General features: G+C 36.2%; 23 protein-coding genes and 1 pseudogene. 5 read left to right on the top strand and 19 right to left on the bottom strand.

Going from position 1 to position 26485, the window contains the following annotated elements:
• Positions 1-421: 421 nt before the first annotated feature.
• The 3 genes and pseudogenes from B4U37_RS01850 to B4U37_RS01840 form a co-directional block, all read right to left on the bottom strand.
• Positions 422-2311 (bottom strand): hypothetical protein, encoded by a 1890-nt coding sequence (locus tag B4U37_RS01850; protein WP_245840028.1) that lies wholly within the window; start codon positions 2309-2311, stop codon positions 422-424.
• A gap of 451 nt (positions 2312-2762) precedes the next feature.
• A pseudogene (locus B4U37_RS01845) lies at positions 2763-3166 on the bottom strand (hypothetical protein).
• An 89-nt stretch (positions 3167-3255) separates the two neighbouring features.
• The gene (locus B4U37_RS01840) at positions 3256-3522 is read right to left on the bottom strand and encodes a hypothetical protein (RefSeq protein ID WP_088016828.1); all 267 of its coding nucleotides are present in this window, start codon (positions 3520-3522) and stop codon (positions 3256-3258) included.
• A gap of 570 nt (positions 3523-4092) precedes the next feature.
• Here B4U37_RS01840 and B4U37_RS01835 point away from each other — a divergent pair.
• On the top strand, positions 4093-5046 hold the full coding sequence (locus B4U37_RS01835; protein WP_088016827.1) for an arsenic resistance protein: 954 nt from the start codon (positions 4093-4095) through the stop codon (positions 5044-5046).
• An 89-nt stretch (positions 5047-5135) separates the two neighbouring features.
• Here B4U37_RS01835 and B4U37_RS01830 read toward each other — a convergent pair whose 3' ends face one another.
• The 10 genes from B4U37_RS01830 to B4U37_RS01770 form a co-directional block, all read right to left on the bottom strand.
• Positions 5136-5318: a hypothetical protein gene (locus tag B4U37_RS01830; RefSeq protein ID WP_245840027.1), complete on the bottom strand. Its 183-nt coding sequence runs from the start codon at positions 5316-5318 to the stop codon at positions 5136-5138.
• Between the two features lie 140 nt (positions 5319-5458).
• A complete protein-coding gene (locus B4U37_RS01825) occupies positions 5459-5641 on the bottom strand; it encodes a hypothetical protein (protein ID WP_088016825.1) in 183 nt (60 codons plus the stop codon).
• A gap of 1212 nt (positions 5642-6853) precedes the next feature.
• Entirely contained in the window at positions 6854-8140 is a 1287-nt protein-coding gene (locus B4U37_RS01810; protein ID WP_088016823.1) for an IS110 family RNA-guided transposase, read from the bottom strand.
• Between the two features lie 283 nt (positions 8141-8423).
• Complete coding sequence (locus B4U37_RS01805) at positions 8424-9764, bottom strand: sensor histidine kinase (RefSeq protein ID WP_088016822.1); 1341 nt, start codon at positions 9762-9764, stop codon at positions 8424-8426.
• A complete protein-coding gene (locus B4U37_RS01800) occupies positions 9761-10435 on the bottom strand; it encodes a response regulator transcription factor (RefSeq protein ID WP_088016821.1) in 675 nt (224 codons plus the stop codon). Before B4U37_RS01800 ends, B4U37_RS01805 begins: the two co-directional genes overlap by 4 nt.
• 6 nt (positions 10436-10441) lie before the next feature.
• Entirely contained in the window at positions 10442-10837 is a 396-nt protein-coding gene (locus B4U37_RS01795; protein WP_088016820.1) for a hypothetical protein, read from the bottom strand.
• 12 nt (positions 10838-10849) lie between these two features.
• Positions 10850-12022, bottom strand: coding sequence for an ABC transporter permease (locus B4U37_RS01790; protein ID WP_088016819.1), 1173 nt, complete (start codon positions 12020-12022; stop codon positions 10850-10852).
• The gene (locus tag B4U37_RS01785; protein ID WP_198317066.1) at positions 12015-12698 is read right to left on the bottom strand and encodes an ABC transporter ATP-binding protein; all 684 of its coding nucleotides are present in this window, start codon (positions 12696-12698) and stop codon (positions 12015-12017) included. Before B4U37_RS01785 ends, B4U37_RS01790 begins: the two co-directional genes overlap by 8 nt.
• A complete protein-coding gene (locus B4U37_RS01780; RefSeq protein ID WP_157663678.1) occupies positions 12698-13594 on the bottom strand; it encodes an efflux RND transporter periplasmic adaptor subunit in 897 nt (298 codons plus the stop codon). Before B4U37_RS01780 ends, B4U37_RS01785 begins: the two co-directional genes overlap by 1 nt.
• Before the next feature lie 1060 nt (positions 13595-14654).
• On the bottom strand, positions 14655-15293 hold the full coding sequence (locus tag B4U37_RS01770; protein WP_088016816.1) for a hypothetical protein: 639 nt from the start codon (positions 15291-15293) through the stop codon (positions 14655-14657).
• A 401-nt stretch (positions 15294-15694) separates the two neighbouring features.
• On the opposite strand from B4U37_RS01770, the gene B4U37_RS01765 reads away from it, so the two are divergent.
• The 4 genes from B4U37_RS01765 to B4U37_RS01750 are packed head-to-tail and all read left to right on the top strand — an operon-like array spanning position 15695 to position 22288.
• Positions 15695-16252, top strand: coding sequence for a restriction endonuclease subunit S (locus tag B4U37_RS01765; RefSeq protein WP_088016815.1), 558 nt, complete (start codon positions 15695-15697; stop codon positions 16250-16252).
• Between the two features lie 30 nt (positions 16253-16282).
• On the top strand, positions 16283-17875 hold the full coding sequence (locus B4U37_RS01760; protein WP_088016814.1) for a type I restriction-modification system subunit M: 1593 nt from the start codon (positions 16283-16285) through the stop codon (positions 17873-17875).
• Positions 17865-19109 carry a restriction endonuclease subunit S gene (locus tag B4U37_RS01755; RefSeq protein ID WP_088016813.1) on the top strand — a complete coding sequence of 415 codons (1245 nt, stop codon included), beginning with the start codon at positions 17865-17867 and terminating at the stop codon, positions 19107-19109. Before B4U37_RS01760 ends, B4U37_RS01755 begins: the two co-directional genes overlap by 11 nt.
• Before the next feature lie 23 nt (positions 19110-19132).
• Positions 19133-22288, top strand: a complete 3156-nt coding sequence (locus tag B4U37_RS01750; protein ID WP_088016812.1) for a type I restriction endonuclease subunit R — start codon at positions 19133-19135, stop codon at positions 22286-22288.
• Positions 22289-22607: 319 nt separating this feature from the next.
• Here B4U37_RS01750 and B4U37_RS01745 read toward each other — a convergent pair whose 3' ends face one another.
• The 6 genes from B4U37_RS01745 to B4U37_RS01725 form a co-directional block, all read right to left on the bottom strand.
• Positions 22608-22850: a hypothetical protein gene (locus B4U37_RS01745; RefSeq protein WP_157663677.1), complete on the bottom strand. Its 243-nt coding sequence runs from the start codon at positions 22848-22850 to the stop codon at positions 22608-22610.
• 77 nt (positions 22851-22927) lie between these two features.
• A complete protein-coding gene (locus B4U37_RS22515; protein WP_281252768.1) occupies positions 22928-23059 on the bottom strand; it encodes a hypothetical protein in 132 nt (43 codons plus the stop codon).
• A 26-nt stretch (positions 23060-23085) separates the two neighbouring features.
• The gene (locus B4U37_RS01740; RefSeq protein ID WP_088016810.1) at positions 23086-24006 is read right to left on the bottom strand and encodes a hypothetical protein; all 921 of its coding nucleotides are present in this window, start codon (positions 24004-24006) and stop codon (positions 23086-23088) included.
• A gap of 13 nt (positions 24007-24019) precedes the next feature.
• Positions 24020-24616 carry a hypothetical protein gene (locus tag B4U37_RS01735; RefSeq protein WP_088016809.1) on the bottom strand — a complete coding sequence of 199 codons (597 nt, stop codon included), beginning with the start codon at positions 24614-24616 and terminating at the stop codon, positions 24020-24022.
• 16 nt (positions 24617-24632) lie between these two features.
• On the bottom strand, positions 24633-25460 hold the full coding sequence (locus B4U37_RS01730) for a hypothetical protein (protein ID WP_088016808.1): 828 nt from the start codon (positions 25458-25460) through the stop codon (positions 24633-24635).
• Positions 25461-26227: 767 nt separating this feature from the next.
• Positions 26228-26479, bottom strand: coding sequence for a hypothetical protein (locus B4U37_RS01725; protein WP_088016807.1), 252 nt, complete (start codon positions 26477-26479; stop codon positions 26228-26230).
• Between the last annotated feature and the right edge of the window lie 6 nt (positions 26480-26485).

Raw genomic sequence — 26485 nt, 5'->3', positions numbered from 1 at the left:
CATCCGATAGTCTAACTCCAACGACCAAGGTGCACAACTGACTGTCGCTCCCTCGCGGGAAGCACACATGGTAGATTAATCCTATTCTGGTTGCTGCACCAGCCTCCAATAAACCTAAATTTACTGGTATTATGCTATATCCTAGATTTAGTGAGTATGAACTTTCAGTGTTGCTGTCAGTATTACAACAAGGTGGAAAACACACTGTATATGTCGGATTAGATAATCAGGTTATAAAGGGGGAGGCTGGGTTACCCTGTGTACCTGAAACTACTATCAAGGATATTTATTGAGCGCTAATCCTTGTTCTAGGTTCGCGCCCAATCGTTGAATAATTCTATTTTATTATGAATTAAAGTAATAGCTGAATCACTATAGTTTTATTTTTAGATTACTTGACTTAAAAACGATTATTTTTTTGTTAATCCCCAAGATCAATTTTAAATGGAATGTTGCTTGAAAGCTTTTTTTCTAATAAATTCCCTTCATACATCTCTTTTATAAAGTAAATTTGCAGATTATATTGTCCGTTTGAATATACTTCTAAAATTCTATTCATTAATGTATTAGCATATGCTTCTGCAAAGTTAACTAGGTATGGAACAAGGTTTTTATCTACATAGCCATTATGTACTATTTGGTTTCTACATTTATATATGTAATCAACTGTTAATTTAACTTCACTTCTTTTTTCTCTAAGTTGCTTTAAAGCCTCTTTGTTATTTTTATAGAAAGTTATTGTATCTTCAATTTCATCCAAAAATTTTTCCTTTGTAGTATATTCTTTTAATTCTTCCATTCTGTCATAAAAATTCTTCAAATGTACTACGGCGTCTTCAGAACGGGACGTGAAAATTCCTACACTTTTGAGGAAATCACCTGGTATGTTTATCGTATTGTCTTTTTCATAAAAACTTCGACTGTATATATCTGTTAATCTAAAAAGATTACGAAGCGGTCTGTATTGTTCCCAAAGAAAAAACATATTTGATATAGTTTCTTTAATGAATGTAAATTTAGATTCTGAGTCTTTTTTTGATATGTTGGCTAAACTTTCAACAGCAATCCAATAATTTAGAAGTTTATTTTCTTGATTTTGCCATTGTGCCTTAGACATTATATCAAAGACACTTAAAATGGTATTTGCTTCATAAAATAATTCTCTTTTTTCTAGTTCCTGTATGACTTTGGAAATTTTTTTGATATTCTCGTACTTTTTATCACTTAAAAAGATTGGATTACTCCTACTTATATTCCTTCTAATTTGTTTATCATCTCTAGAACCAAACAAAGTACCGAAAGAGCCATTCTCTTCATCGACTTTTTTCCCTCTATACTGACCATCCCAAAAAAACTCGTGATATTTATGACCATAATAGAAATTTAGCGAGTTCAGTAAGTTTAAAAATTTCGACTCAGCTATTTTAGTTGCAGAATTAAAAGAAGTTCCTGTTACTAGAACCTTTGCATTACATCTACTTTGGTATTTATATCTATCATTAGGATCAAATTCTTTACTTTGCTCTTCAATGTAGCTTGTATCAAATGTTTCATCAAAATGAACATCCTCTCCAAGCATTTTTTCAACATCAGGCCTATACAACTGACAGCCAAAAATTGAAGTATCGTTACTTTTAGGTATTGTTACCATACCCCAAATAGGATAAATAAAAATATATTCATTCTCCTCGGAAAGTATTTGTTTCCTGAAAAAATCTAACCGATGCTGAATACTTAAGCTATCTATATAAGCCTTCTTTTCTACCTCTGTTTGTAAATCTTCAGGTATTCCTTTATATCTTATGTATATTTTTCCTTCATGGATAGAATATGATTCAAAAACTTCTGAACTTATATTTTTAACATCTTCAACATCCATCCCAGAAGTTACTAATTCAACTATTATTTCCTTAGTAAATTCTTTAACTTTTAATCGATCTTTTTTTTGGAACGATTTTTTCTCTAATATTGAATATAATTCATCAAATAGAATATGTGCAAAACTTTGCTTAGAAATTAGACTAGACAATTCTTTAGAAATTACATACACTGCTGTTTTTTCCTTTTTCTCTAACTTTTCTTTCAAGATAAGTAATTCTTCTCGAAAAAAACTTATATATTTTTTGGATATAAGAGTGTCAATTAATTTTATATATACTTTTCTATTATTTTCACTTTCAAATTGATTTAATTCATACTCATTGATAATGTCTAAAAGAACAACCCTAACATTTACAATATCAATACCAATCATTCCATTTTTTACTTCTTCAGAAATGGAGTTCCATTCATCATACCAATAAGTAAGCATCTGACTATAGAATGAATCAGCCTCAAACCTTTTCCAATCCAAATTCCCACCCCGCATAAGGTATTTTTTGTAAAACTTTACTACTATTATAGCATGTTGAACGTTACCTATGATCTTACCCTAGGGAGGAAAGTATTATATTTATTATTCTTGACTGCTCATCTAAACAAGACCTTCACTCCTATATCATATAAGAATATATGAATGTATTTTTGTAATCCACCTCAAAACCCATTATTTATATATTCAATGTATTACTCTTATTCCATTAAATGGCCCTAAAATATAAAATGAGCGCAAATCCCTTACTCCAGGATTGCGCCCGATAGTTGAAGATCTTCAATTAATATCTTATTAAAGAAAAGCCCTAGATTGCGGAAGATCAAGATAATTATGATTGCAGCCATTTATCTTGCTGAAATAAAGCATTCCCTTCTTGAATAAGAAGACTTCATTTTTCAAATCGCACTAGAGTTTTTTCCGGCATTTTAATTTGGTCAATATCAAAGCTGTTAATTTGCAGGGTTAATTCGCCTTCTCGCTTTTCTGTTTCTTCCCCCACCCAACAACTATACAGTACAAAAAAATCGCCATTTTCAAGATAACTGTCCATTATTTTACATAGTTCTATTAGCTTCTTTTTTGATTCAGCACCGTTTTAGGATTTATATATTCCGAAATTTCAATTCCCCAATCACTTGACACTTCATAAACATAAGGAGTTTTGAAATGATACTTCTGTACACTGATTCGGTGTTTTTCATCTGAAAAACAACTACCTATTGTAACTAAATCATCATCTTCTTCATTAATGGGTATTTTTACGTTACAGCCAATATAACTGGCTAAACTCATTTCCATCACTCCTTGTGTTTACCTTAACCTTATACAGTTAGAGGTCCTAGTTTATTCAATAACAGATTTCACTCACTATTCCACTTTACTTAGGTGATAAGTAAGAAGACTCCAAATATTATTAACATTGAACCCAGTAAAATTAAAATAACTTTCATTAACCAATATGGAACAAACTTTAGTATAAAAGATAGGAAAAATAATACGATTGTTTCTACTATCCCAGCATTGTAAACAGCAGTATTGCCTATATATTCTTCTTTTTTATGCTTTTCTTTAGTGAATTTAAATCCAAAAATTATTAGTGAAGAACCTATTAATAAAATTATTGCTATTCCTATATACATCCAAACCATTTTTCCACCTAACCTCTACTTATACTACTACATAAAAAATAAATTCTTGTTCTATAATGCTCCCCAATTCTTATGTAAGGAGCGATCAACTTTGCTACAATCGCCCTAGATTGTTGATAACAGTTGAATAAGATGAATGACTTTACTCCATAGAAAGTGTAGTAACGTTGCATAATAATTGATCAAAAAAGAATAATAATTGTATCTTACTTTTCATTGGAGGTAATGAATTGTTCAACCAGAATGTAACTAGAGGGTTGTTATACAGCACTATTCTTTCAACAATATTAAGCCTTATTGGTATTTCATTAACCATTTATCATCACACCAAAATTAAACAGCTAATAATAAAATCCAATAACAAAAGGATTCAGGAATGACCATAAAGGTTATTCCTTTTTTGCTTTATGAGTAAAAAACGCCCTTTAACTAGAATGTTTCTTATTAGACAATCGCCCTAGATTGCGGAAGATTGTTATTGAACAATGGGCATACTTCAATAAGCAAAATAGTCAGCTATGGTACAATTATAGGGCATTATATTATTTTTTGTAGGGTGGTTGCAACACAATGAACTTATTTGAAAAACTTTATACTCTTTTTATTTTCATTGCAGTAATTATTGGTATAGGTATAGGACAAGTAGAACTAATAAGAAATAATGCTGAGAGCTTTATTGTTCCTTTATTAGTGGCGATGCTTTACATTACTTTCTTACAAATTCCGATTGATGAAATAAAGAAAGCTTTTATAAACATCAAATTTACATATACTTCAGTAACTATAAACTTTGTCTGGACACCTATCCTAGCATGGTTGCTAGCAATGGTATTTTTAGGTGATAATCCAGCGTTGTATATTGGATTTATCATGCTCATGGTTACACCATGCACTGACTGGTACTTAATCTTTACAGGGATAGCAAAAGGAAATGTTGCGTTATCAACGGCAATCTTACCTTTAAACTTAATTCTTCAAGTCATTTTGTTGCCTGTTTATCTTCTAATTTTTGGCGGAAAAACAGGGGTTATAGAGCTTTCGTTTCTAGTAGAAAGTATCTTAATTGTTTTATTCATACCATTAGTTTTAGCATTTTTAACAAAAATGTTCTTGAGAAACAGGCAACAATTAAAAGAAAATCTTATATCTAATCTCAGTGTGTTACCGATAATTTTTCTAAGCCTTGCAATCGTTGCTATGTTTGCTTCACAAGGGCAATTACTGCTTGATAATTTAGATTTAATGTGGCAAATTACCTTACCTATTCTTTTGTTTTTCACTATAAATTTCTTTGTTGTTCAAAAGGTTGGACAGCTTATGCGGTTTCCTATATCCGACAGAACAAGTTTTAGCTTAACTACCTTAGCAAGAAATTCTCCAATCGCTTTAGCGATTGCGATGACTGCATTCCCAGACCAACCTTTAATCGCTTTAACACTAGTGATAGGTCCTTTATTGGAATTGCCTATTCTGGCTATCATAACTCAGCTTTTGTTATTTAAATCGAACCGCAGAAGCGCATAAAACAGTCGAAAGCACTCACTGTGGTGTGTGCTTTCTTATTTCATTCTAGTAATGTTAGGAGTAACCTACTCCTTTATAATTGGCATTAGTCAGCCACCTTCTATACAAGTAGCGGTAGAACTATCAACAACTGAATTCAATTCTTGTAGTAGCGAAGGTAGATGTTTACTTTCAACCAATGTTTCTAATGATTGTTTAGTAAGTGGTATTTTATATTTCATGAAAACATTTTCCGTTTCTTTCCAAACACCAACAGTTGCTGCTGGTGACATATTCGATTGTATAACCATTTCAACATCTTTCCTTCCCTATTATTTTTTCACTATCTTATTACATAAACCTGCCCTATTCCTATGTAAGGAGCAACCCATTGTGCTGCAATCGCTCCTAGTTAGCTGAATAGGGTTGAATGTTATGTTAGTTTTTTTGTTCTTGTTAAAATCTCCGAAACACCTATCGCTATACTTGCATTAAGCATAACTAATACAGAACCTACCATTGTGGTACCTTCATAATCACCAAAAAAGCTCATTATAAAAAATATAAAACTAAAGAAAAATACGATAATACCAAATACAAATAAAAACCTATCCATATACCTCACTCCTATATAGTTTAAGACCCACTTTGCTGCATCGCCCTAGATTCTTTAATAAGTCCTATTGAAAAGGTTCTCCCATCTTGACCACCCCGTTCCCCTTTGAATGAAAAATGAAAGTTCTTTTTGAAACAGGATTTAACATTATAAAAGTGTGGTCCTTTATAAACTATTAATATAATATCCCAAAGCCATTAACCAAAAGATACTAAATGTCATAACTAGATTAAGGAAGGCAAGAATATAATTCTTACCAACAAGGCTGAAACCCATTCCTATTGGACCTATAATATATGTTAACATCCAAAATGGACTGGCAATTTGAAAAATGATATTAGGAATCCAAAGCAAAATACAACTAATTAGGCAAACTAAAGACCATTTTTTCAAAAAGATTACTCCTTTCAAGCTTATCCTATTAATATAAGATGTTTAGTTGTAATTTATTTATAATACAAAAACCTTATTCAACAATCCTGCCAATCCTTAAGTAAGGCGCGATCCACTACGCCGCAATCGCCCTATTTAATTGAATAGTACAACGTGTGGCTTGTTTACTTATTTAATAAGTAAGAAAGCAATAGGTGCTATTAATAAGGAAATAATTACGCTTTGAAAAAAAGTGATGGTAATATCTTTTTTCCAAGAGTTTCTTTCTGGGTAACGGTTGTTTATTCTTTGGAATATAAGAAATATTAGCCACCAAAAAATAATTGTGTAAAGTGCTGAAGTGATACTTTCATAGTACAAGTTTTATTCCCCTCCAGTAATTATTAATTTTAAATCCGTACCTCTTTTATGGTCCTTTAATTTAAACGATTTACTAAACAATCCTCCCTCTATAAAGAAAGAGATAACTCTTGTTTTCTCGCTTATTCTCAATATTTCTATGAGACTTACATTGGCTGTTTCCCTCTTGACTACGGATCTTATCACTCGCAGTCTGACTACTTTAATCCAAAAAGTGGTTAACTAGTAAAAGTATGGGCGCACTGGTGGATCTCCACATTTCTCATGGAGGTCAACCCTCCCAATTCTCACAGAGTCTATGCTCTAAAATTCCTTCGTCCAACCTTTCCATGAGGTGGATGTCAGTCATGCTGCCCGACAGGGTCTATGCCCACACTTTAGTTGTTCTACTGACTAATCCGTGCTTCAAATGTCTATGTCAAAATCTCTAGAAAAAACTATATATTTAACGATAATAACTTAAGCTGCATTCTGTATTGGAGCCAAATGAGGTATGTCCCTCAACATTCGTTCTTCACTAAACTCACATTGCTTCTTGCCAATCGCAAATAAGATACGAATAAGCTTGTTACATATGGCAATTATGGACTGCATCTTCTTCAAAGGATTACTCTTTCGAGTTGTATAGTAGTGATGTAGAGCCTTAAAAGCTGCATTCTTGGCGACTAACGGCATAGCTACTCGGAAGAGAAGAGCCCTGAGTGCTTTCCTGCCTCGTTTCGTGATTTTCGTTAGCCCTTTATGTTTCCCTGAGGTGTTTTCCTTCAAGTTTAGTCCGGCCAATTTAATGATTTGGCGAGGGTGAGAGTAGTTCGCTAGGTCTCCTACTTCCGCATAGAACCCTGCCACTGTCTCCTTGCCAATTCCAGTAATGGCTAACATCTGCGGAACTCCAGGAATATGTTCGAGAAGCTCTTCAATATCAGAATCTAACTCTTCGAACCTTTCGATTATCAACTCATACTTTTCTAGTAAGGTGCGGAGCTCTAATTTAGCCATCTTTGAACCTTCACGAATGCCAATAGAGTCTTTGGCAGCTCGTTTTAGTTCATGAATTTTACGGAGTCCAACCGCACGTTTTACTGCCTTTCTAAGGTGAATCAGGATCTCTTGATTTGAGATATGTTCCAGCTCATGTGGTAATACATTCAACTTTAATAATTGTAATGCTGCTTTCGCCTCCCAATCCTTAAAAACGGTTAGGAATTCAGGGAAATAGCGGTCTAACCAGTTGTGAATTTGCCCTTGAAGCACCTGTAGATCAACAGACAAAAGATCACGTATTTTTCTGGCCACACGAAGTTCTGCATACACTCCTTGCGGAATATTTGGTTCAGCGTATCTTCCATCTTTGACTAACTGTGCAATTACTTTGGCATCCTTCACATCGTTTTTGGTTGGTGAATTATCATCCAATTCCTTGGACTTTTTTACATGCATGGGATTCACTACGACAAACTTAATCTCTTTTTCTTTTAAGCAATGAGCGAGGTTAAGCCAATAGTGACCAGTAGGTTCCATGCCTATAATGACCTTCTCCATTTCATTTTCGTTCATTAGCTGCTTGATCCAGTCTAGAAACATCTCGAAATGGGTTTGGGTATTTTCAAAGTGACAAGGTGCGCCAAACTCCAATCCTCTGAAGTCTTGAGCACGTGCCACATGCTTGAACTTCGCAATATCTACACCTATAATTAGTGTTTGAGAAGTGATTTGAGCAATCTTTTCATTTTGGTTATAATTCATCTTGAAGGCCTCCTGGTATATATGATTTTGTCCATTTTGCTGGCCAGCTCTGGACACTCATATCATACCAAGAGGTTATTTTTAAGTTCAAATCCCATTTTTCTTCATAACAGGAATGCTGCCCTTTAATGGAACAACCACTATATCTATATATTAACATAAAATCCCATAACCCCTTTGTAAAATCTCTATGATGAAAAACGCACAGATAACCAATCACTGTGCGTTTTTTAGTGTGAATTTAGAAAAAATTATATAGCTAATCGGGTAGCGCAAAAGCCCGTTACTCATTTCCCTCAATCTTTAATTTCACGTTAAAAGTACTTCCCTTCCCAAGCTCGCTCTCCGCCCAAATCTCCCCTGCATGGAGTTCGACTACTTTCTTGGCTATCGATAGGCCCAACCCGGTTCCGTATTGGGAACGAGATTGATCCACTTTCACAAATCGGTTGAAAATGGATTTCAGATGCTGTTCAGGGATTCCGATTCCGTGATCGGAGAAGGAAACAAGGATATCGTTCCCGACTGTTTGTAGATTGATTTCCAATCTCCCACCATCAGGTGAAAATTTAATGCTGTTACTTAGTAGATTGATCCACACCTGCTTTAACAGTTCTTCATCTCCGGTATAGTCTATTTCCTCTAAATGAAGGTGAAGATGAATATTCTTTTGTTCCCATTGATCCTGGAAAAGAATGAGCATTTCTTTTATTTGTTCATCCAGTGAAAACCTGTTTTTCCTGAGGGTGTTCACTCCATGGTCGAGTTCAGATAGTCTCAATAAATTGGACGACAGCTGAGAAAGTCTTTCACTTTCCGATATGATGATATCCAAATATTCATTGCGCCTTTCAGGGGAAAGGTGATTACTCTTCAGCATTTTACCGAATCCTTTAAGGGACGAAACCGGAGTCTTGAACTCATGTGAAACGGATGCAACGAACTCTTTGTGTAAGTATTCGTTTTCACCCAGCTTTTTCACCATGGTATTAAAATTCCTGGCAAGTTCACCAATTTCATCTTTTCCCTTGTCTTCTATTTGTACACTTAGATCACCTTCCGCCACCTGAATGGAGGCATTGGAAATCTTTCGAATTCGTTTTACGATTAAGGAAATCGCAAATAAGACGAAGAATGTTCCAAGAATGGTGGTCGTCAGAATATTGGTTCTGACTGTATTTTGAAAGTGTGTGATCAGATTATTGTTTACTTGCGGTATCAATACCACATAACGGTCGTCTACATAGGATGAAACGGAAGGAAAATTGATCTTCCCCTTCCACTCTCCATTCAAAATATCTCCTTTTCCCGAGTGATGATCTTCATTTGAAGGCAAGGAGAACCATTTATCTTGAACCAACGCTTCTCTATTTGGAAAGAATCTCACTTGGACACCGGCTCCTTCGATGTAGTCCGCCGCTTCTTCAACGGGTATGCCCTTGTCTTCCACCAGCTGTTTCATCGTAGTCAGTCTTTCATTCAATTGCTCCCGGACAGCATTTTTCATCTCATCCATCCCCACCAAAGTGGAAATCCCAAGGGATAGAACACCAGATATCATCAATATTCCTACAAATATAATCACGAAACGAAGATAGATCGAATGCAGATAGCTCCTTTTCATACGGTGATCTCCGCCTTATAACCGAGTCCCCATACCGTGACAATACTGAAATCGTCAATATCTTTTATCTTTTCCCTTAGTCTCTTAATGTGCACATCCACCGTTCTGCTGTCTGATTCTGCATTCAGCCCCCATATTTCATCCATCAGCTGCTGGCGTGTAAATATTTTCTTGGGACTGGACAACAATTTATATACTAATAAAAATTCCTTTTTAGGAAGTTCAATCGTTTTTCCTTCTTTCACCACTGTAAAATGTTCATAATGAAGTTCTGTATGTCGTATCGTCAGCTTCTTATCTGCCACAATCTGCGCCCGGCGAAGAAGTGCTCTGACACGCATGAGTAACTCATCCATATCGATGGGTTTCACCATATAATCGTCCGCACCGGACGTAAAGCCTGATTTCTTGTCATCTATACTTTCGAGTGCCGTCACCATTAGAACGGGGATTTGATGACCGGTCTGCCTTAAGTCTGACGTCAGCTCGACTCCGTTCATCTCCGGCATCATCACGTCGGTAACCAGGAGATCAATATGATGATCTTCCATTAGATTTAAGGCTCCCCGTCCATTTATAGCCTGGAGAACAGAATACCCCTCATTCTGTAATGAGTGGACCATCAGTTTTCGAATGTTTGCATCATCTTCTGTAATCAAAATGGTAATCAAAGAAGCTCACCTTCTTATTTGATATAGCCTGTAAGAACTGAAAAGGAACATACTGGCAGAACCTATCATAACGGTAATAATGATCGGATTCAATCCTCTTGGTCCTGATGGTGATCCTCTTTCCATCATCCCAACCATGTCTGAAGGGAGTCCCATTGCTTCCGCCTCTTTTTTAAGGTCCTGTGTCAGCTCACCTTCTGCCTGTACTTTCCCCATTAACTCCTGGATGTCATACATTGTTACTCCATCAGGAAGATCCGGTATGCCGCCGGGTGGTGGACTCATTGGAGGCAAGCTCTTAGAAGCTCCCCCCTCCATCTCCATTACGGCCGGAACGGTGCTTAATAGAAATATAATGGCTGATAAAGAAAGCATGATCAGAAGATTTCTTTTTGATTTCATCTTCTCTCCTCCTTATGTGCTTCTCAACGCATCAATTGGATTCAGGTGTGAAGCCTTTTTAGCTGGTGCATATCCAAACAGGACACCGATTCCCGCCGAGAATCCTACCGCAAGGATGACCGTTGAGATCGATAATGAAAAGCCTGTACCGATGACGAGGCTTGCCACATAGGCAATGAATATACCCGCCAACAAGCCGATGACGCCCCCAATAAGGGAAAGGAACACAGATTCCATAAGAAACTGCTGCTGAATTTTTTTCGGCTCGGCCCCAAGTGCTTTTCTCAAACCGATTTCCGTCGTCCTTTCTGTCACCGACACTAACATCATATTCATGATCCCGATCCCACCAACAATGAGGGAAATAGACGCAATTCCCGTCAGCATGAGCGTTAGCATCGAGTTAATATCGTCAATGGTAGAAAGCATGTCGGTCATGTTCATGATTGAATAACCATCTTCTTTATAATTGAATGCCTGATTCAATACCCACTCTGCGTCCTCCGTAATTTGATCAGAATAGGAGGTATTCTCCATATAGATATCCACGTTGGTCATATTATTTCCACCGGGAAAGCTCCTGACGGCTGTATAAGGAATCAAGACGTGATCATTTTGTGAATCGCCGGAGTAATTCGTGGACTCCTTCAAGGTTCCGATAATGGTATACGAAGATCCACCGAGGGTAATCTTCTGTCCTATTGGATTTTTCCCGAAGAATAAATCGTCTTCTATGGAAGGTCCAATCAACGCCACCTTATTCTTTCCCTCTATATCGAGTCGGTTCATCTCTCTACCGGATTCCAATAGATCGTCTGATTTCGAAAAGTACACCTCATTTTTCCCTTGAATGGTCACATCTTCGAGTACCTTTCCCTCGTAAACAAGGGATGTAGTGGAAGTAATCGTAGGTGACACACCATCTACATGTTCAATGTCTGCCAGCCTGCTCACGTCCCTTTCCGTTAACCCCCTCTTTAAGGGAGTCCCTGGAGCTTGAATCGTCACTTTGTCGGCACCAAGTGACGTTACCTGATCACTGATTGAATTTGTAGCTCCCTTCACAATGGTAATCAAGGCAATGATCGAGGCAACCCCAATGACAATCCCCAGGACTGTCAGAAATGACCTCATTTTGGAAGACACGATGTTCCTCCATGCCATGTAAATATTTTCTCTAAGCATGTGCTTCCTCCTCTCTTAGTCTTCCGTCAAGAATCCTGACGATCCTGCCAGCCTGATTCGCTACCTCAAGATCGTGAGTGATCATGACGATGGTTTTCCCTTCTTGATGGAGTTCAGAAAAAAGCTCCATAATTTGTGCTCCTGTCTTTTGGTCAAGAGCTCCCGTCGGTTCATCAGCAAGCAGCAGGGCAGGCTCTGTCACTAAAGCCCTCGCTACCGCTACTCTTTGTTGCTGGCCACCGGAAAGTTGGGTGGGACGGTTCATCATCTTATCTTGAAGTCCTACCCTTTCAAGCATGTGTTCAGCTTTGGACTTTCTCTCTTTGACTGAAATGCCTGAGTAAATCAGAGGCAATTCTACATTCTGGAGGGCTGTCAACTTAGGCAACAACTGAAACTGTTGAAATACAAAGCCGATCTCTTTATTGCGTATGGAAGCAAGTTCATCCTCTTCCATCAGACTGACCTCTTGTCCAGAGAGAATATATCTTCCTGAAGTTGGTTCGTCGAGGCAGCCCAGTATATTCATCATCGTTGACTTACCTGACCCAGACGGACCAAGTATGGAAACGAACTCACCCCGGTCCACTGAAAAGTCGATCTTATCCAACACGGTGTGCTGCTCATCTCCCAACCAATAGGTTTTTATAACCTCCTGCATCTGAAGAAGTGACATCACTGATTACCTCCCATCATTCCGGGAGCTGGAAGCCCTCCTGGCCCAAAACCACCTTGACTCCCGGCGGAAGTAGAAAGGATCACAGCATCTCCCTCTTTCAGACCTTCCTTCACTTCAATCCTTTTTCCATCATTGATCCCTAATTCAATATATTTCTTAATCGTTTCCTTTCCATTATTTGATATCAAAACATAAGGTTGATCCTGATCATCGAATTTAATGGCTTCCATGGATAAGGTCTTCACCCCTTTGGCCTCTTGATTTTGAATGATTGCCACTGCTGTCATGCCGGCCCTGATCTCTTCAACCTCTTCTAAATTAATGATGGCCGTGAAATAAGATACCCCATTTTCGTTTTTTGCTTCTTTCGAAATCGATGCGACGGTGCCTTTGACCTCTTTATTCAGGGCACTCACTTCTATGGTCACGTCTTGCTTTTCCTTCACGGTATCCAAATCATACTCGTCCACTTTGACTTCTGCCTGAAGATCACGATAATCTGCTAAATCAATAAGTGGGGCACCAGCCATGACATCGGCCCCATCTTCTGTATGAATCCCCACGACTTCACCATCCATATCTGCATTAATCTCTCCACTCATTTCTGTTTCAAGGAGAACATCGCCTTTTTTCACTAAGTCTCCTTCTTTCACAAGAATCTCCTTTACTCGATCGCTCTTATCACTCGACATGCTTTTCCTATTCTCTGCTTGTATCGTTCCTGTGAAGCTATAGTAGGTAGTAATATCTTTTTTCTGTACGTACTCCTTTTCTATCGAACCTGTCCCTCGCGGCATAAACATAGGAGCGAGCACCACGATTAGGACAACAGCTCCAATAATGGACCATATGATGGGTCCTCTTTTGCTCTTTTTCTTTCGTTTAGTGTTCATTTTCATTCCTCCTCAGCTGTGATGAGACTACTATAGAATGAGGTTATGAACTAAATATGAACTTTTAATATGATTTTTCAGCATAGAATGTAACCACCTTAATCATTAAAAGGAAAGAGCCTGATCATTTATCTGCCACAACTAGAATCTTTACGAAAAAGAGGATGGTGATATGAAAGAAGCCTTCCCAACCGTTTATGAGGAAAATAAAACAGTCATTCTTTAAAAGAATGACTGTTTTTCTTATTTCGTTAAATCCCCATTAACTTAATTAGGACTTGTTTTTTTATATTTCTTTGCTAATATCCAACCGTTTAATCCATACGAAGCTGAAATTACCTAGTAGGAATATAGTAGGAATACTGATGTTTTACCAACTTTCCCTTAAAATCTTTAAGATCTGAGTAATCAATTGGCCAACAATAGTTTTTTGTTTTTCTAATAAATCTCTATTCTCAACAAAAAATTGGTAGATTTCAGCTTTTTCAATATCAAAAATAATGCTACCACATAAAGGATTTTCGAACATGCGTGCGATTATCCCAGAAAAAATAATGTTATTTTCTGCCCTGATTCAGACAATGTGTAAATGTGGATTACGTTATTTTTTAGATTAACATCATAGGAGATAATTTCATTATCATGAATACTTAACACAGCTTCACTTCCTCTAGAATCACATTATATTGAAATATACTGCCCTTTAATGGAATATCCAATATTTTCAATTATATCATATTTCTCCTTGTAAGAGAGCTCTCACATATCCGTATTTCATAATACCAGTCCCCTTTATCATACTAATTATGACATTAAGTTATGAGATCGGCTCACACCTTGACTTCATCACTCTAATATAGAAGTGTCAAAACTTTTAAGTTATGACACTTTTTCAGTTACCTCGCGCATATCTGTTTTTCGTTTGGCTGGCAACTCTAATTTTGATGTTTAATTTTTAAGAAGTCTCTGACAATAATAATTTACATAAAAAAGAAACCATAAAAAGGTCTCTTTTTTCGATTATCTTCGAACTCAAAATAAACTTGTGTGTTCTGACCGTTTATTCTTTTCCGGGTTTTAGAATTGCGACTCGATTATGTTGACTAATAAAATCAGTTGATAACTGATTAGTAGATTGATTGTAGGTAATCAATGAACCTGTAGGGTTGATGGCAAACTGAGTGTATTCGTTGCCAATACGATATAACTCGAGCACCTCTGCAAAGATCGGTTCATATTCAACTGGTGGATCATTCAGGTTTTGAAGATTCGCTTGGATGCTCTCCATATTAGATTGAAGTTCAGGAATTTTCCCAGTATCAGTGTAATAGAATTTTAATTCTTGTATGAGCTTTTGAAAGTCACTATCAATAAAATTTGTATATCCGCTGGTTGCAAAGTACTTTCTTGCTGTAGATTCGTCTATACTCAAGAGATTTTGTGCGTGTTCAATGGTCATATATGTATCCTTACTAATGCCAGCATTCCAAACATGTGCGTAGTTTTGAATCATGTTTTCAGCTGATGCGACTGTTTTTAACAGGTCGGAAACAACGCTGTCTATATCTTGTTTGTATTGTATGCTGGCTTCTTCATGGCTTTCAATTTGATCTATATCTTCCCCGTCCGAAGTAACGTTGTTACAACCTACCAATGCCAAGCTTAATAGTAGTAAAAGTATCCACCATACCTTTTTCATCTTTTCATCCTCCATAAATGTAATAAAACAGTTAATTATATATATTTTACCATTTTGCCACACTATACGAAAGATGGGTAATTGTTAGTAATCCCTGTTAATGTGAAATTTTCAAAGTAGTTGATGACAAGGTAAAAAGCATAAGAATTACTGGGGAAAATAGCTTTTATAATGAGAAACAAGATGATTTGTTGCCAAAGGTGTTAAAAAACATGACTTATGGATTTGAAAAATGACAAAAGTGAGACAACCTATTGGTTTGATTGAAAAGTTGAAGATGATGATACAACTAATAAATTAAATGTAATTCTTCGGAATTACTTAATAATTGTTGACGGTTCAATTTCTGAGTGATATGATTCAATTGTAATTTCAAAGAAATACATAAAAGAGGGCGGGATATGAAACTTGAAGAGATTGTAACTGTTAAAATTGGAAGAAACCTTTCGAGAGGAACTGAAAAAAATAATCTATCTCTTGTGGCTTATTCGTATGAGGATCTAATTCATGATTTAGAAGGTTTATTTCTAAAATCTAAAGCTGGTAGCCATGAAGATCAAAGAGATGGCTACTTAAGCCGTGCTGGAGATGTTGTTTTTAGTTTTGTTAGTTCCAGAGCTGCAATAGTGAGTGACCAAAACCAAGGGAAAATTATTAACCAAAACTTTGCGAAACTCATTATCGAGCATGATGGACTGGATAGCAGATATCTGTGTTATGCGTTGAATGAATCATCCTCGATTAAAAAGCAGATGGCCATCAGTATGCAAGGAAGTACTGTACCCAAGTTAACTCCAGCTATATTAAAAGAGTTGGAATTTAAGCTACCAACTCTTGAGAAACAACGGACAATTGGAAAAGCTTATTTCTATTTAAAGAAGCAGCAAGCTCTAGCAAAAAAACAGGCAGAACTTGAAGAACAGCTGTATTTAGAAGTTTTAAGAAAACTAGATTACTAGACAAAGCAAAAAAGAAATGGGGAAAGAAACATGGCAGGATTAAACCAAAAGTTATTTAGTGCCGCAGACAATTTGCGGAGCAAAATGGATGCATCTGAATACAAAAACTATTTATTAGGTTTGATATTTTACAAGTACTTATCGGATAAATTACTAGAAAAAGTGGTTGTCATCGCTGATGAGTCACTTGAAGAATACAACACACAAACGAAACAAACTCAATTGTACATAAATCTATTAGCAGACGATGATATCAAAAATGATCTCATTGAAACGCTAGTAGATACTCTAGGCTATGATATTGCGCCAGAACACTTATTCAATGTATTAACCGACCAAGCAAAGCAAAACACGTTTCAGTTGAATGACTTAAATAAAGCCTTTATCGATCTAGCGACCAAATATGATCAATTCAATGGATTGTTTGATGATGTGGATTTAAAATCAAAAAAACTGGGTTCAGATGATCAACAACGAAACATTACCATCACAGAAGTTTTAAAGAAACTAAACGATGTCGATTTGATGGGACATGATGGAGACGTAATTGGAGATGCCTATGAATTCTTGATCGGTCAATTTGCTTCAGAAGCTGGGAAAAAAGCTGGAGAATTTTATACGCCTCATGAAGTATCGGACATGATGGCTCGTATTGCTGCAATGGGTCAAGAAGACAAAAAATTGTTTAGCGTATATGATCCAACCATGGGCTCGGGTTCCTTGATGTTGAATATTCGTAACTATATAAACTTTCCGGACAGCGTTAAATATCATGGACAAGAACTAAATACAACAACCTTTAACCTGGCAAAAATGAACTTGATCTTGCATGGTGTAGATAAAGAAGATATGCGTTTGCGTAATGGAGATACACTGAATAAAGACTGGCCGACAGATGAGCCTTATACGTTTGATTCCGTTCTTATGAATCCTCCGTATTCTGCAAAATGGTCGGCAGATGACACATTCTTAGATGATTCTCGCTTCAACCGTTTCGGAAAGTTGGCGCCAAAATCAAAAGCAGATTTCGCCTTTCTTTTACATGGTTTCTATCATTTGAAAGATTCAGGAACGATGGCAATTGTCTTACCGCATGGGGTTCTCTTCCGTGGAGCTGCAGAAGGTGTCATCCGAAAGAAACTATTAGAAGATGGAAGCATCGATGCCGTTATTGGAATGCCAGGCAACTTATTCTTTGGAACGTCCATTCCCACCACAGTCATCATCTTGAAGAAGAATCGCGAAACGCGTGATGTTCTGTTTATTGATGCGAGTAAAGGGTTTATAAAAGGAAAGAACCAGAATAAACTTTCCAAAGATAATCTAGATAAAATTGTAGAAACGTATAGAAATCGGGAAAGCGTTGAGAGATATAGTCACGTTGCTTCATTTGATGAGATTAAAGAAAATGAGTTTAATTTAAATATTCCTAGATACGTAGATACTTTTGTGGAAGAAACAGCTGTGGATATGGCTGTAATCGGCTCAACAATTAAAGATATTCGTAAAGAAAAAGCAGAACTAGAATCTAGTCTATTTGATATGATTTCATCATTACAATTTGATGAGGAAAACGCAGAATGGATCAATGGTGCATTAGAGGTGTTTTATCGTGAAAAGTAAATGGACACCAGAAGTTCGTTTTCCAGAATTTTCTGGAGATTGGGAACAACAGAAGTTGGGAGATATAGCTAATTTCTTTAGGGGTAATGGATATTCAAAAAGTGATTTAACTGATAAAGGTAGCCAAATTATATTGTATGGGCGTTTATATACAAAGTACGAAACGGTTATAAAATCTGTAGACACTTTTACTAAATTAAAAGAAAGATCCGTAATAAGTAAAGGTAATGAAGTAATTATTCCATCTTCTGGAGAAACTTCAGAAGATATTTCAAGAGCATCTTTTGTTAGTGTTCCGGGAATTATATTGGGTGGAGATTTAAATATTGTACAACCAAGTGATAAAATTGACCCAGTGTTTTTAGCTCTGACTATTTCTAATGGCGAGCAGCAAAAAGAACTAAGCAAACGCGCACAAGGGAAATCTGTAGTTCACTTACATAATTCAGATTTAAAAAAGGTGAACTTAATTTTTCCGGAAAGAGAAGAGCAAACCAAAATAGGAAACTTATTCAAACAACTAGACGACACAATAGCTATTCATCAGCAAGAACTAACCACCCTCAAACAAACAAAACAGGGTTTCTTACAAAAATTATTTCCAAAAGAAGGGGAGTCCGTGCCGGAAGTTCGTTTCCCAGGATTTACTGGAGAGTGGGAACAGTGTAAACTTCGTGAAATGTTGGCAGAGCCTGTTACTGATGGACCTCATGAAACTCCCAAACTTGAAGAGAGTGGAATCCCATTTATCTCAGTTGATGCAATCGTTGATAATCAGATTGATTTTGACAGAAAACGTGGATATATTTCTGAAGAGACTGATGAGTTGTACTCTAAAAAGTACAGACCTCAATATCATGATGTCTTCTTGGTTAAGTCAGGTTCAACTGTGGGTAAGACGGCAATCGTTGAAACTAAAGAGCGTTTTAATATTTGGTCTCCATTAGCTGCCATGCGAGTTGGTGAAGTGTCTAATCCGTACTTTTTGTATTTCTTATTACAAACAAGAAAGATGCAAAACCAAGTAAAAGATAAAGCTTCTAGCGGTACTCAGCCAAATTTAGGTATGCGAGAATTAGAAAAATTCCATACACAAATCACCCCTAATCTTGAGGAACAAAAGAAAATCGGTGCCTTTTTCCAGCAACTCGACAATCTCATCACCCTTCATCAGCGTGAATTAGAAGCCTTGAAAAAAACGAAAAAAGCATTTCTACAAAAGATGTTTGTTTAAGCAAATGGAAAAGGGGGAGAAACATGACAAAGATATCCTATAATGATGAAGCTGAGGTGGAACGTCGCCTGATTGAAGTGTTAGGGGAAGGGCATAATCAGTGGAATTATCGTCCGGATTTAAAGTCTGAAGAAGACCTTTGGAAGAACTTGCGTCAAAAGATTACCCAAAATAACTTATCAGAAATTGGGGAACACTCCATTTCTGATAAAGAGTTTGATTCAATTAAAACAGAATTACTCTCGAGAACAAAGACTCCTTTCGATGCGGCTAGATGGCTAAAGGGTGAGAATGGAATTGCTCGGATTACGATAGAACGTGAGGATGTATCTTTAGGGTCAATGTCGCTGATTTTGTATTCCAACCAAGACATCGGGGGCGGCATCTCTACATACGAAGTGGTGCATCAGATTGCTAAACAAAAGGTAGACGCTGATGGTCGTGATCGTCGATTTGACGTGACACTCTTAATCAATGGACTGCCTATCGTACAAATAGAATTGAAGCAGGTAAATGCCAAAGACGGTGTATTCCAAGCTTACAACCAGATAAAAAAATACGCAGAGGAAGGGATGTTTCGAAACAACATCTTTTCTACGCTGCAGCTTTTTGTGATTTCAAACGAACAAACAACTCGCTATTTTGCCAATGCAATGCCAAAAGACATGCATAAAAAATTTGTCTTTAGCTGGCGGACTACTGATAATCGCAAAGTAGAAAACCTCTATGAATTTGTAAAACAAGTTCTAAACATTCCAGATGCCCACCGTTTGGTTGCTAATTATACGATCGTTAGTGAGGATCAGGACAATAAAGCATTGATGGTATTACATCCGTATCAAATTCATGCGATCGAGGCTTTGTTTACATCTGCCATGAAACGAGAATCTGGATTCGTGTGGCATGCGACCGGTTCAGGAAAGACATTAACAAGTTTTGTATCTACGAAGTTACTAGCCCGTAAGCCAGGTGTAGACCGAACAATAATGATCATCGACCGAAAAGACTTAGATAATCAAACAACAACGGAATTCACTAAGTTTGCTTCAGAGTTTAATACGGGTATTTCTTCGGGCAAAGCTAAGGCTAATAGCTTAATAGTTGGGACAAAGAGTGCGAAGAAACTAAGTGAAACTCTGTTATCTGATGCCAACTCGAATACAGTTATTATTACCACACGACAAAAATTGGAATCTGCTTTACGAATTGCTCAAAAACAAGAAGAAAAAAGTGGCACCCAGCGCTTTAAGAAATTGATTGGGCAGCATATTGTTTTTGTTGTGGATGAATGTCACCGAGCGTTAAGTGCAGAGGGAATGGAATCCATTAAGGGATTCTTTCCAAACTCTACATGGTTCGGTTTTACAGGTACGCCGATTTTTAATGAAAATAAAAAACAAGCGAAAGGTCAATTGGCACGGACCACGCGTGATCAGTATGGGGAAATTCTTCATACCTATACCATTAAGAATGCATTAGAGGATGGTTCAGTTTTAGGGTTTCAAGTAGAACACGAAGATACGATTGAACCAACCTCCCTATATAATTCTATTTTTAATCAACTGCGTCAGAATGAAAAATTCGCCGATTGTAGTGATGACGAACTGAACGAAATGATTGATAAAATGGATGGAATAGAGAAGGAAACTTATATTCCGAACTCTTCCTATGAAAATGAGGAGCATATTCAAAAAGTTATTCATAAGATCTTTCGGCCTGATAACGCCTACACAAAATTTGATTTTAAAAATGGCCGTCCTCAAAAGTCAGCCATTTTAACAACGAGTTCCATTGACATGGCAAAACGATATTATCATGCTATTAAAGAAATGACGAAAAATCCTGAATGGATAACAACCGAATTTGCAGGTCATCCAATTCGGACAGGACGTACGATAGATGATCCCAATTTCCCAAGAATTGCAATTACCTATTCGGTACAAGAAAACGAAGAAAATTCAAATCAATTCCAAGATGAAATGAAAGGCATTATAAAAGAGTATAACCATTATTATCAAACGGCTTGGTCGATTGAAGATATTGAACGGTATAATGGCGACATTAACAATCGTTTAGCTCGTAAAAGAGCAGAATTTAAACAGTTTGGGAAGCAGATTGATTTAGTAATCGTTGTAGATCGCTTACTAACTGGATTTGATGCACCAACCATTCAAACCCTATTTGTTGACCGTAATTTAAGCTATGCCAACTTGATTCAAGCCTTTTCTCGCACCAATCGCACGTATCCTGGAAAAACGAAGGGATTGATCGTAACATTCCGTAAACCTTCAACGATGGAGCAGAACGTAAAGGATGCGACAAAATTATACTCCAATGAAAACGAAGATTCCCAACTTGTTTATCCGACCTTTGACGAATCAAAAAAACGGTTCAAGAAGGCACATAAATCTCTGAAAACTCTAGTGCCAAACCCTACAGATATTAATGAACATTCTTCACTGGAAATTCGAATTGAATTTGTGAAAGCCTTTCAAGAGCTAAATAATGCCTTTGAGGCTCTAGTTACGTATGATGATTACAATGATGATATGGAGAAATCAAAAGTTCTTCAAGAACAGGTAAAGACACTAGAAGAATATATTGGCGTGTATAACACGGTGAAGGGATCGCTCGTAGAGGAAGGTGGCGAAGGAACGAGCCCAGATTTCTCAGGCATTGAATTCTATGGAGAAAATGCGATTAAACTCTATGACATTGATTCAACCTATATTGACCAGTTATTGGGTACGTATTCGGCAAACAATCAGAGTATCCGATTTGAGATTGAAAAAGCACTTCAAAAGTTAAAAAAATCAGAAGTTGTTAAAGAGGTCTACCGATCTATTTTAAACGCTGTCGATAACAAAGAAATATCTCCAGAGGAAGATGTTTTTGTAGTGAAACGTTCTTACTTTACGCAGTCCTACAATCAAACTATAAAAGAATTCGCAAATGCTTGGTTTGTGGAAGAGCGAGAGCTACATGCCTCTGCAGTTCAATATCAGATAGGAATAGATCCTATCCCGAATATTGGGGGAATAATTAACAGCAAGGAATTTGATAAGTATAAAGCGGTACATCCAGGAGCAAGACCTTTGAAATATGGCCCAGAAATGAAGCGACAATGGAGAAAGACATTAGATGAAATTATTTTACCTTTAGAAAACGAGTTGAAATAGTATAGATTTATTTAGTAAAGTCCAACTGCAAATGTGTGTAGTTGGACTTTACTTAAAAGATAAGACTCAATATTGCATTTTTCCTAATTTTTGGTTTAAAATGTTTTTGCTTCTGTACTTGAAAGCTAATTGATTTTATAACTAATCCTTGAGGCCACAGGACGCCATGAGGCGGCACAAATGCTAGTCTCTAGAGGCAAAGAAACAAACTGCATAAATTAATCAACCCTGAGGAGTACAGGCCAAAAATAGTGAAGATAGGTGTTTTTAAACACAACGTAAAAGACTACCTTCTCTTTGGTTTAATGATTTCCACGATTTAACAATTAAACCCTACTGCCTTAAAAAATTCTATAAAATAATGTTGATTTGGTAATGGCGGGTAACTTCCTTGATAATTCGTTACAAATACAACTTCTTCTCCATTATCCAACAAAATATTGTTCAGTTCATATTCCATTTTTTCTACTTCTCTATTGGCGGCATTAATCAAAACATCAGCAAGCTTATTATTAACAGTCTTCAACTGCTTCTCATTCTTACATCGCAACAATTCCGCCATATATTTATAATATGCTATCTTCTCCTTATCATTTAAAAGGTCTATTACTTTTCTACCACCCAATCATAACACCTCTCCTATTTTTTATGACAATCCTTGTAGTCTTGAATAACCTTTTCATACTGTTTGATTTTCTCTTCTGTCGATTTTATCTTTATAGATTTAAATAATTGTACAACCTTTTTCTCCTTCAAATTGAATACCCCCAATTTAGTCTCCTCCACTAACAGCGGTATTAGCGAGGCACAAATTTCATAAACTCCCTAATTTGACGTTCCTCTTGTTCAGATATGATATTGTTTAGAAGAGCTGAATCTTGATAATACCTTGATATCCCTACATCATAAGTAATAGCTTTTACTTCAAATTTCTCTTTCTGTAAACCACTTTTATTGTAAGTATGCTGCATGGATTTTTTTGCAAGCTCTATATATTTTGAAACTTCTAGTTCTAATGATTCATCTTCCAAAAGAACCACAATTGTTATCCTTTTTTTCAGTTCATGAGGGAATTGACGAACAACCCTCCAAAGAAGAATGAAGAAATTGTAATATTGTTCTTGAGTGTATGAATCATAGTGATTAGCAGTAGCAATAATTTCCACTCTTCCATTTTTTTTAAATAGGCTATTAATTGTAAGATTTCTATCCATTTTCATTTCTTTATAACCTAGTTCTTGTAATCTGCTATTTAAGTCAAGCAAACCAAAAGAACCATTCTTAATAATAAATTCAGCTTTGGAAAAATAATTAAGCAGTAATTTAGGTGACGGCTCTGGTCGAAAACCTTTTACTTCTACTAACTTATCTTCTTTTTTCGACTGAATCTCTTTACTTTGGTGAAACCAAACCATAGCCTTCTTTAGAGGATATAAATAAACCAACCCTCTAAATTTTTTATTCCCCAAGATTTTCCGGTCTACTAAAACTTTTATTAACTCATCACCATGAGTACGACTTTTCCCTACAAATTGGCGATACTGCATTTTCAATACATAAGGTGAGTATTCTATCATAAGACGAAGGTACTCCGCATGATCTCGTTCAATAACAGCATAATCAACCACATCCATTAAATTATCGGGAACTAAGAAACCTTTTTTTCTTCTTTCTTCTTGCCGGTTACGAACATCTTGTAACCTCAAAAAGCTTTTCATGTTATAACCCTCCTTAAATTTGATAAAAGTGGCCGTTATAAAAACGGTTTGCTGTTTCACGCTTCATGGCAATATCCATATCAGAATAACTGGAAGTCACAACTTCTAGGGCCACTTCTTGCTGTAACTCTTCCGAATAGTAAGTTGCATCGGGAATAAAATTTTTCCTTGTGGAATCATCAAATCTAGAGTCGTAGTACATATCGTGGTATTTTTGTTGGGAGGATAATTTGGAGCGAATTTCTGTCTCTGTTTTCCATGTTTCGCGCTGAGTTTCCGAGAATTCGAGATAGCATTTATTCAACTTCAAATCATGTTTGATGTGTTCAATTTTAGAATTATACTTGTTTGTCATCCCCATTTTATTTCTAAGATAATTATCACCTTTATCACCAAGAAAAACATACTGACCTTGTTTTTTTAATACTCCATCTTTCAACATAAGATTCCAACGTTTATCAGTAATGCCATAGCCCCTTCGTTCTTCACTAACACCAAAATGTTTCAGCGCATCTTTTTCCGTAATAACACCAGTACGCCACAAGGCTTTACATAATTGCCTTTCACCGTTATTCATTAAATGCGTTATAACTTTCGGTTTACGTGCCATTTCTTATCACCTCCTTTCAAATTTTTTGTTTAAGAATCTTTATGTAATCATGATTTAATTTAGTTTCCTTTGCGATCACTTCAATATCCACTTCATCTTTTAGCATTTTTATAGCTTGTAATATTGATTCAAACACTTCATCCATACTTACAGATTTCAAAGCAACTCTACAAACAGCTAGTCCAAAATACAATTCTTTACTAGAGAAATACTCTTTTGTCTGATAGTTAATCAATTCTACTTCCCAAACACTTTCCTTCTGAAGTGTTATCTGGACCTTATACTTTTTTTTCAATTCATGAAGTAACATTAAAGTATGTTCCGGATTAGAAGTAGGGGAAAACATTTTTTTAGCTATATAATCATTTCCAGAGTTCCAAACTTCAAATTTATCATCCCAATTAAAACCTAAAACTTTTTCACAAACTAATCTGTCCATCTCTCGAATATCCATATAAACACCTCTTCTTCCTTTCAAGAAATAGATAAATTCACTTACATAAGAAGTATCTACTTCTCCAGGAGTAGTACGAACAACATAATGACCATTTCCGTATAAATCTACTGCTTCATCAAGACTCATTTTTTTAGGTTTATTCAAAAGAATCACCTTTTTTTTGTTTTTTTCTAAGATCTCCGCTATACTTGTCCCTTGATAATTTTCTTTCACCTTTTCAAAATCAACCTCTTTCACTCGCTGTTCGGAATTCCTTATAAAATCTTCTAACATGAGCATGTTTTGAATATCGTAAGTAACTCCATACACTTCATCAAACTCAAAAGGAAAATTCAGCACTTTTACTCGCTGGCCTAACACTTTCAAATTAAGAGTAGTAAGTTCCATATATCCACCTTCTTTTTTTATTAAAGACGAGAGCGATAGCGACAATTTGCGAATGCAAATTAAGAGCCGAAGGCGGTATGCAACGCCGACGTAGTTTTTGTTCGGCAGCTTGCTGCGAACCGGAGCGAAGCGATCGGAGAACAAAAACTCCAAACAGAATGTAGCAGTCAGTTTGGACCGAAGGTGCAAACTGACTGCGTACAGTCTGTAGGAGGTGTTGCTCTACTCTGTATAGGTTGCAACCCCCTACTCTGGATGCGTTGATACGACTGGATTTCTATACTTAAATTGTACTCTGTATAGGTTGCACCCGTCACACATAATTAAGCAAGTGGTCCCGAACACGTTACAACCAGTTTTAAATGAATGAAAAGCATACACTTTATGGAAAATAAAGGAAATGCAATATTACAGAAATTACAAAATTTAAAGTATAAAGATGGTCTTTAAGGGGGGAAGGTCAAAAGACAAAGATTAAGAAAAATATGACCATGCAGCTAGAAATCCTCCTATAAAACCAAGCGTGTACATCGCCCATCCATAAACACGCATTGACTGCGTAAAATAATCCTTAATTGCAAAAAGTGTTTTCATAATAAATACAACCCTTTCTCTTTTTATTTATCTTCAAACAAGAACGTGTAAATACATATATTTATCATAACTAGTACTAATATAACGATGGTATCTGCAGATACCTTTTCTCTTTTTTGATTTTATCCAAAGACCAAAGGACTAGAGCGATAGAAGCAGATAAAGTGATTAATTTACTTAGAATAATCATTACGAACAACACTCAATCTAGTTTTCATTCTTTTTCTTTCTTCGACTTTAAGTTCAGCCTTAAGTTCAGATTTCGTTTTGGTAAAATTGGGATCTTTAAATCTGGTATTCCAAGCAACCAACCGATAATACTTCATTTTTCTTTTGTGTAATTCTTCTTTGATTAAAAGGTATGAAAAAACAACAACTATCGGTAAGGCTAATACGACAAGAATAATAATTAATGTTGTATCCATTTGATA

The sequence above is a fragment of the Sutcliffiella horikoshii genome, from assembly GCF_002157855.1.
GTDB classification, from domain to species: Bacteria; Bacillota; Bacilli; order Bacillales; family Bacillaceae_I; genus Sutcliffiella_A; species Sutcliffiella_A horikoshii_C.
The sequence above is the reverse complement of the archived record's forward strand: the minus strand, read 5'-3'. Positions and strand labels throughout refer to the sequence as shown.

Excerpts from the sequence above, each read along its gene's own strand:
- B4U37_RS01850 (WP_245840028.1), bottom strand. The coding sequence starts at position 2,311 with ATGCTTACTTATTGGTATGATGAATGGAACTCCATTTCTGAAGAAGTA.
- B4U37_RS01840 (WP_088016828.1), bottom strand. The coding sequence starts at position 3,522 with ATGGTTTGGATGTATATAGGAATAGCAATAATTTTATTAATAGGTTCT.
- B4U37_RS01835 (WP_088016827.1), top strand. The coding sequence starts at position 4,093 with ATGAACTTATTTGAAAAACTTTATACTCTTTTTATTTTCATTGCAGTA.
- B4U37_RS01830 (WP_245840027.1), bottom strand. The coding sequence starts at position 5,318 with ATGTCACCAGCAGCAACTGTTGGTGTTTGGAAAGAAACGGAAAATGTT.
- B4U37_RS01825 (WP_088016825.1), bottom strand. The coding sequence starts at position 5,641 with ATGGATAGGTTTTTATTTGTATTTGGTATTATCGTATTTTTCTTTAGT.
- B4U37_RS01810 (WP_088016823.1), bottom strand. The coding sequence starts at position 8,140 with ATGAATTATAACCAAAATGAAAAGATTGCTCAAATCACTTCTCAAACA.
- B4U37_RS01805 (WP_088016822.1), bottom strand. The coding sequence starts at position 9,764 with ATGAAAAGGAGCTATCTGCATTCGATCTATCTTCGTTTCGTGATTATA.
- B4U37_RS01795 (WP_088016820.1), bottom strand. The coding sequence starts at position 10,837 with ATGAAATCAAAAAGAAATCTTCTGATCATGCTTTCTTTATCAGCCATT.
- B4U37_RS01790 (WP_088016819.1), bottom strand. The coding sequence starts at position 12,022 with ATGCTTAGAGAAAATATTTACATGGCATGGAGGAACATCGTGTCTTCC.
- B4U37_RS01785 (WP_198317066.1), bottom strand. The coding sequence starts at position 12,698 with ATGTCACTTCTTCAGATGCAGGAGGTTATAAAAACCTATTGGTTGGGA.
- B4U37_RS01780 (WP_157663678.1), bottom strand. The coding sequence starts at position 13,594 with ATGAACACTAAACGAAAGAAAAAGAGCAAAAGAGGACCCATCATATGG.
- B4U37_RS01770 (WP_088016816.1), bottom strand. The coding sequence starts at position 15,293 with ATGAAAAAGGTATGGTGGATACTTTTACTACTATTAAGCTTGGCATTG.
- B4U37_RS01765 (WP_088016815.1), top strand. The coding sequence starts at position 15,695 with ATGAAACTTGAAGAGATTGTAACTGTTAAAATTGGAAGAAACCTTTCG.
- B4U37_RS01760 (WP_088016814.1), top strand. The coding sequence starts at position 16,283 with ATGGCAGGATTAAACCAAAAGTTATTTAGTGCCGCAGACAATTTGCGG.
- B4U37_RS01750 (WP_088016812.1), top strand. The coding sequence starts at position 19,133 with ATGACAAAGATATCCTATAATGATGAAGCTGAGGTGGAACGTCGCCTG.
- B4U37_RS01745 (WP_157663677.1), bottom strand. The coding sequence starts at position 22,850 with ATGGCGGAATTGTTGCGATGTAAGAATGAGAAGCAGTTGAAGACTGTT.
- B4U37_RS01740 (WP_088016810.1), bottom strand. The coding sequence starts at position 24,006 with ATGAAAAGCTTTTTGAGGTTACAAGATGTTCGTAACCGGCAAGAAGAA.
- B4U37_RS01735 (WP_088016809.1), bottom strand. The coding sequence starts at position 24,616 with ATGGCACGTAAACCGAAAGTTATAACGCATTTAATGAATAACGGTGAA.
- B4U37_RS01730 (WP_088016808.1), bottom strand. The coding sequence starts at position 25,460 with ATGGAACTTACTACTCTTAATTTGAAAGTGTTAGGCCAGCGAGTAAAA.
- B4U37_RS01725 (WP_088016807.1), bottom strand. The coding sequence starts at position 26,479 with ATGGATACAACATTAATTATTATTCTTGTCGTATTAGCCTTACCGATA.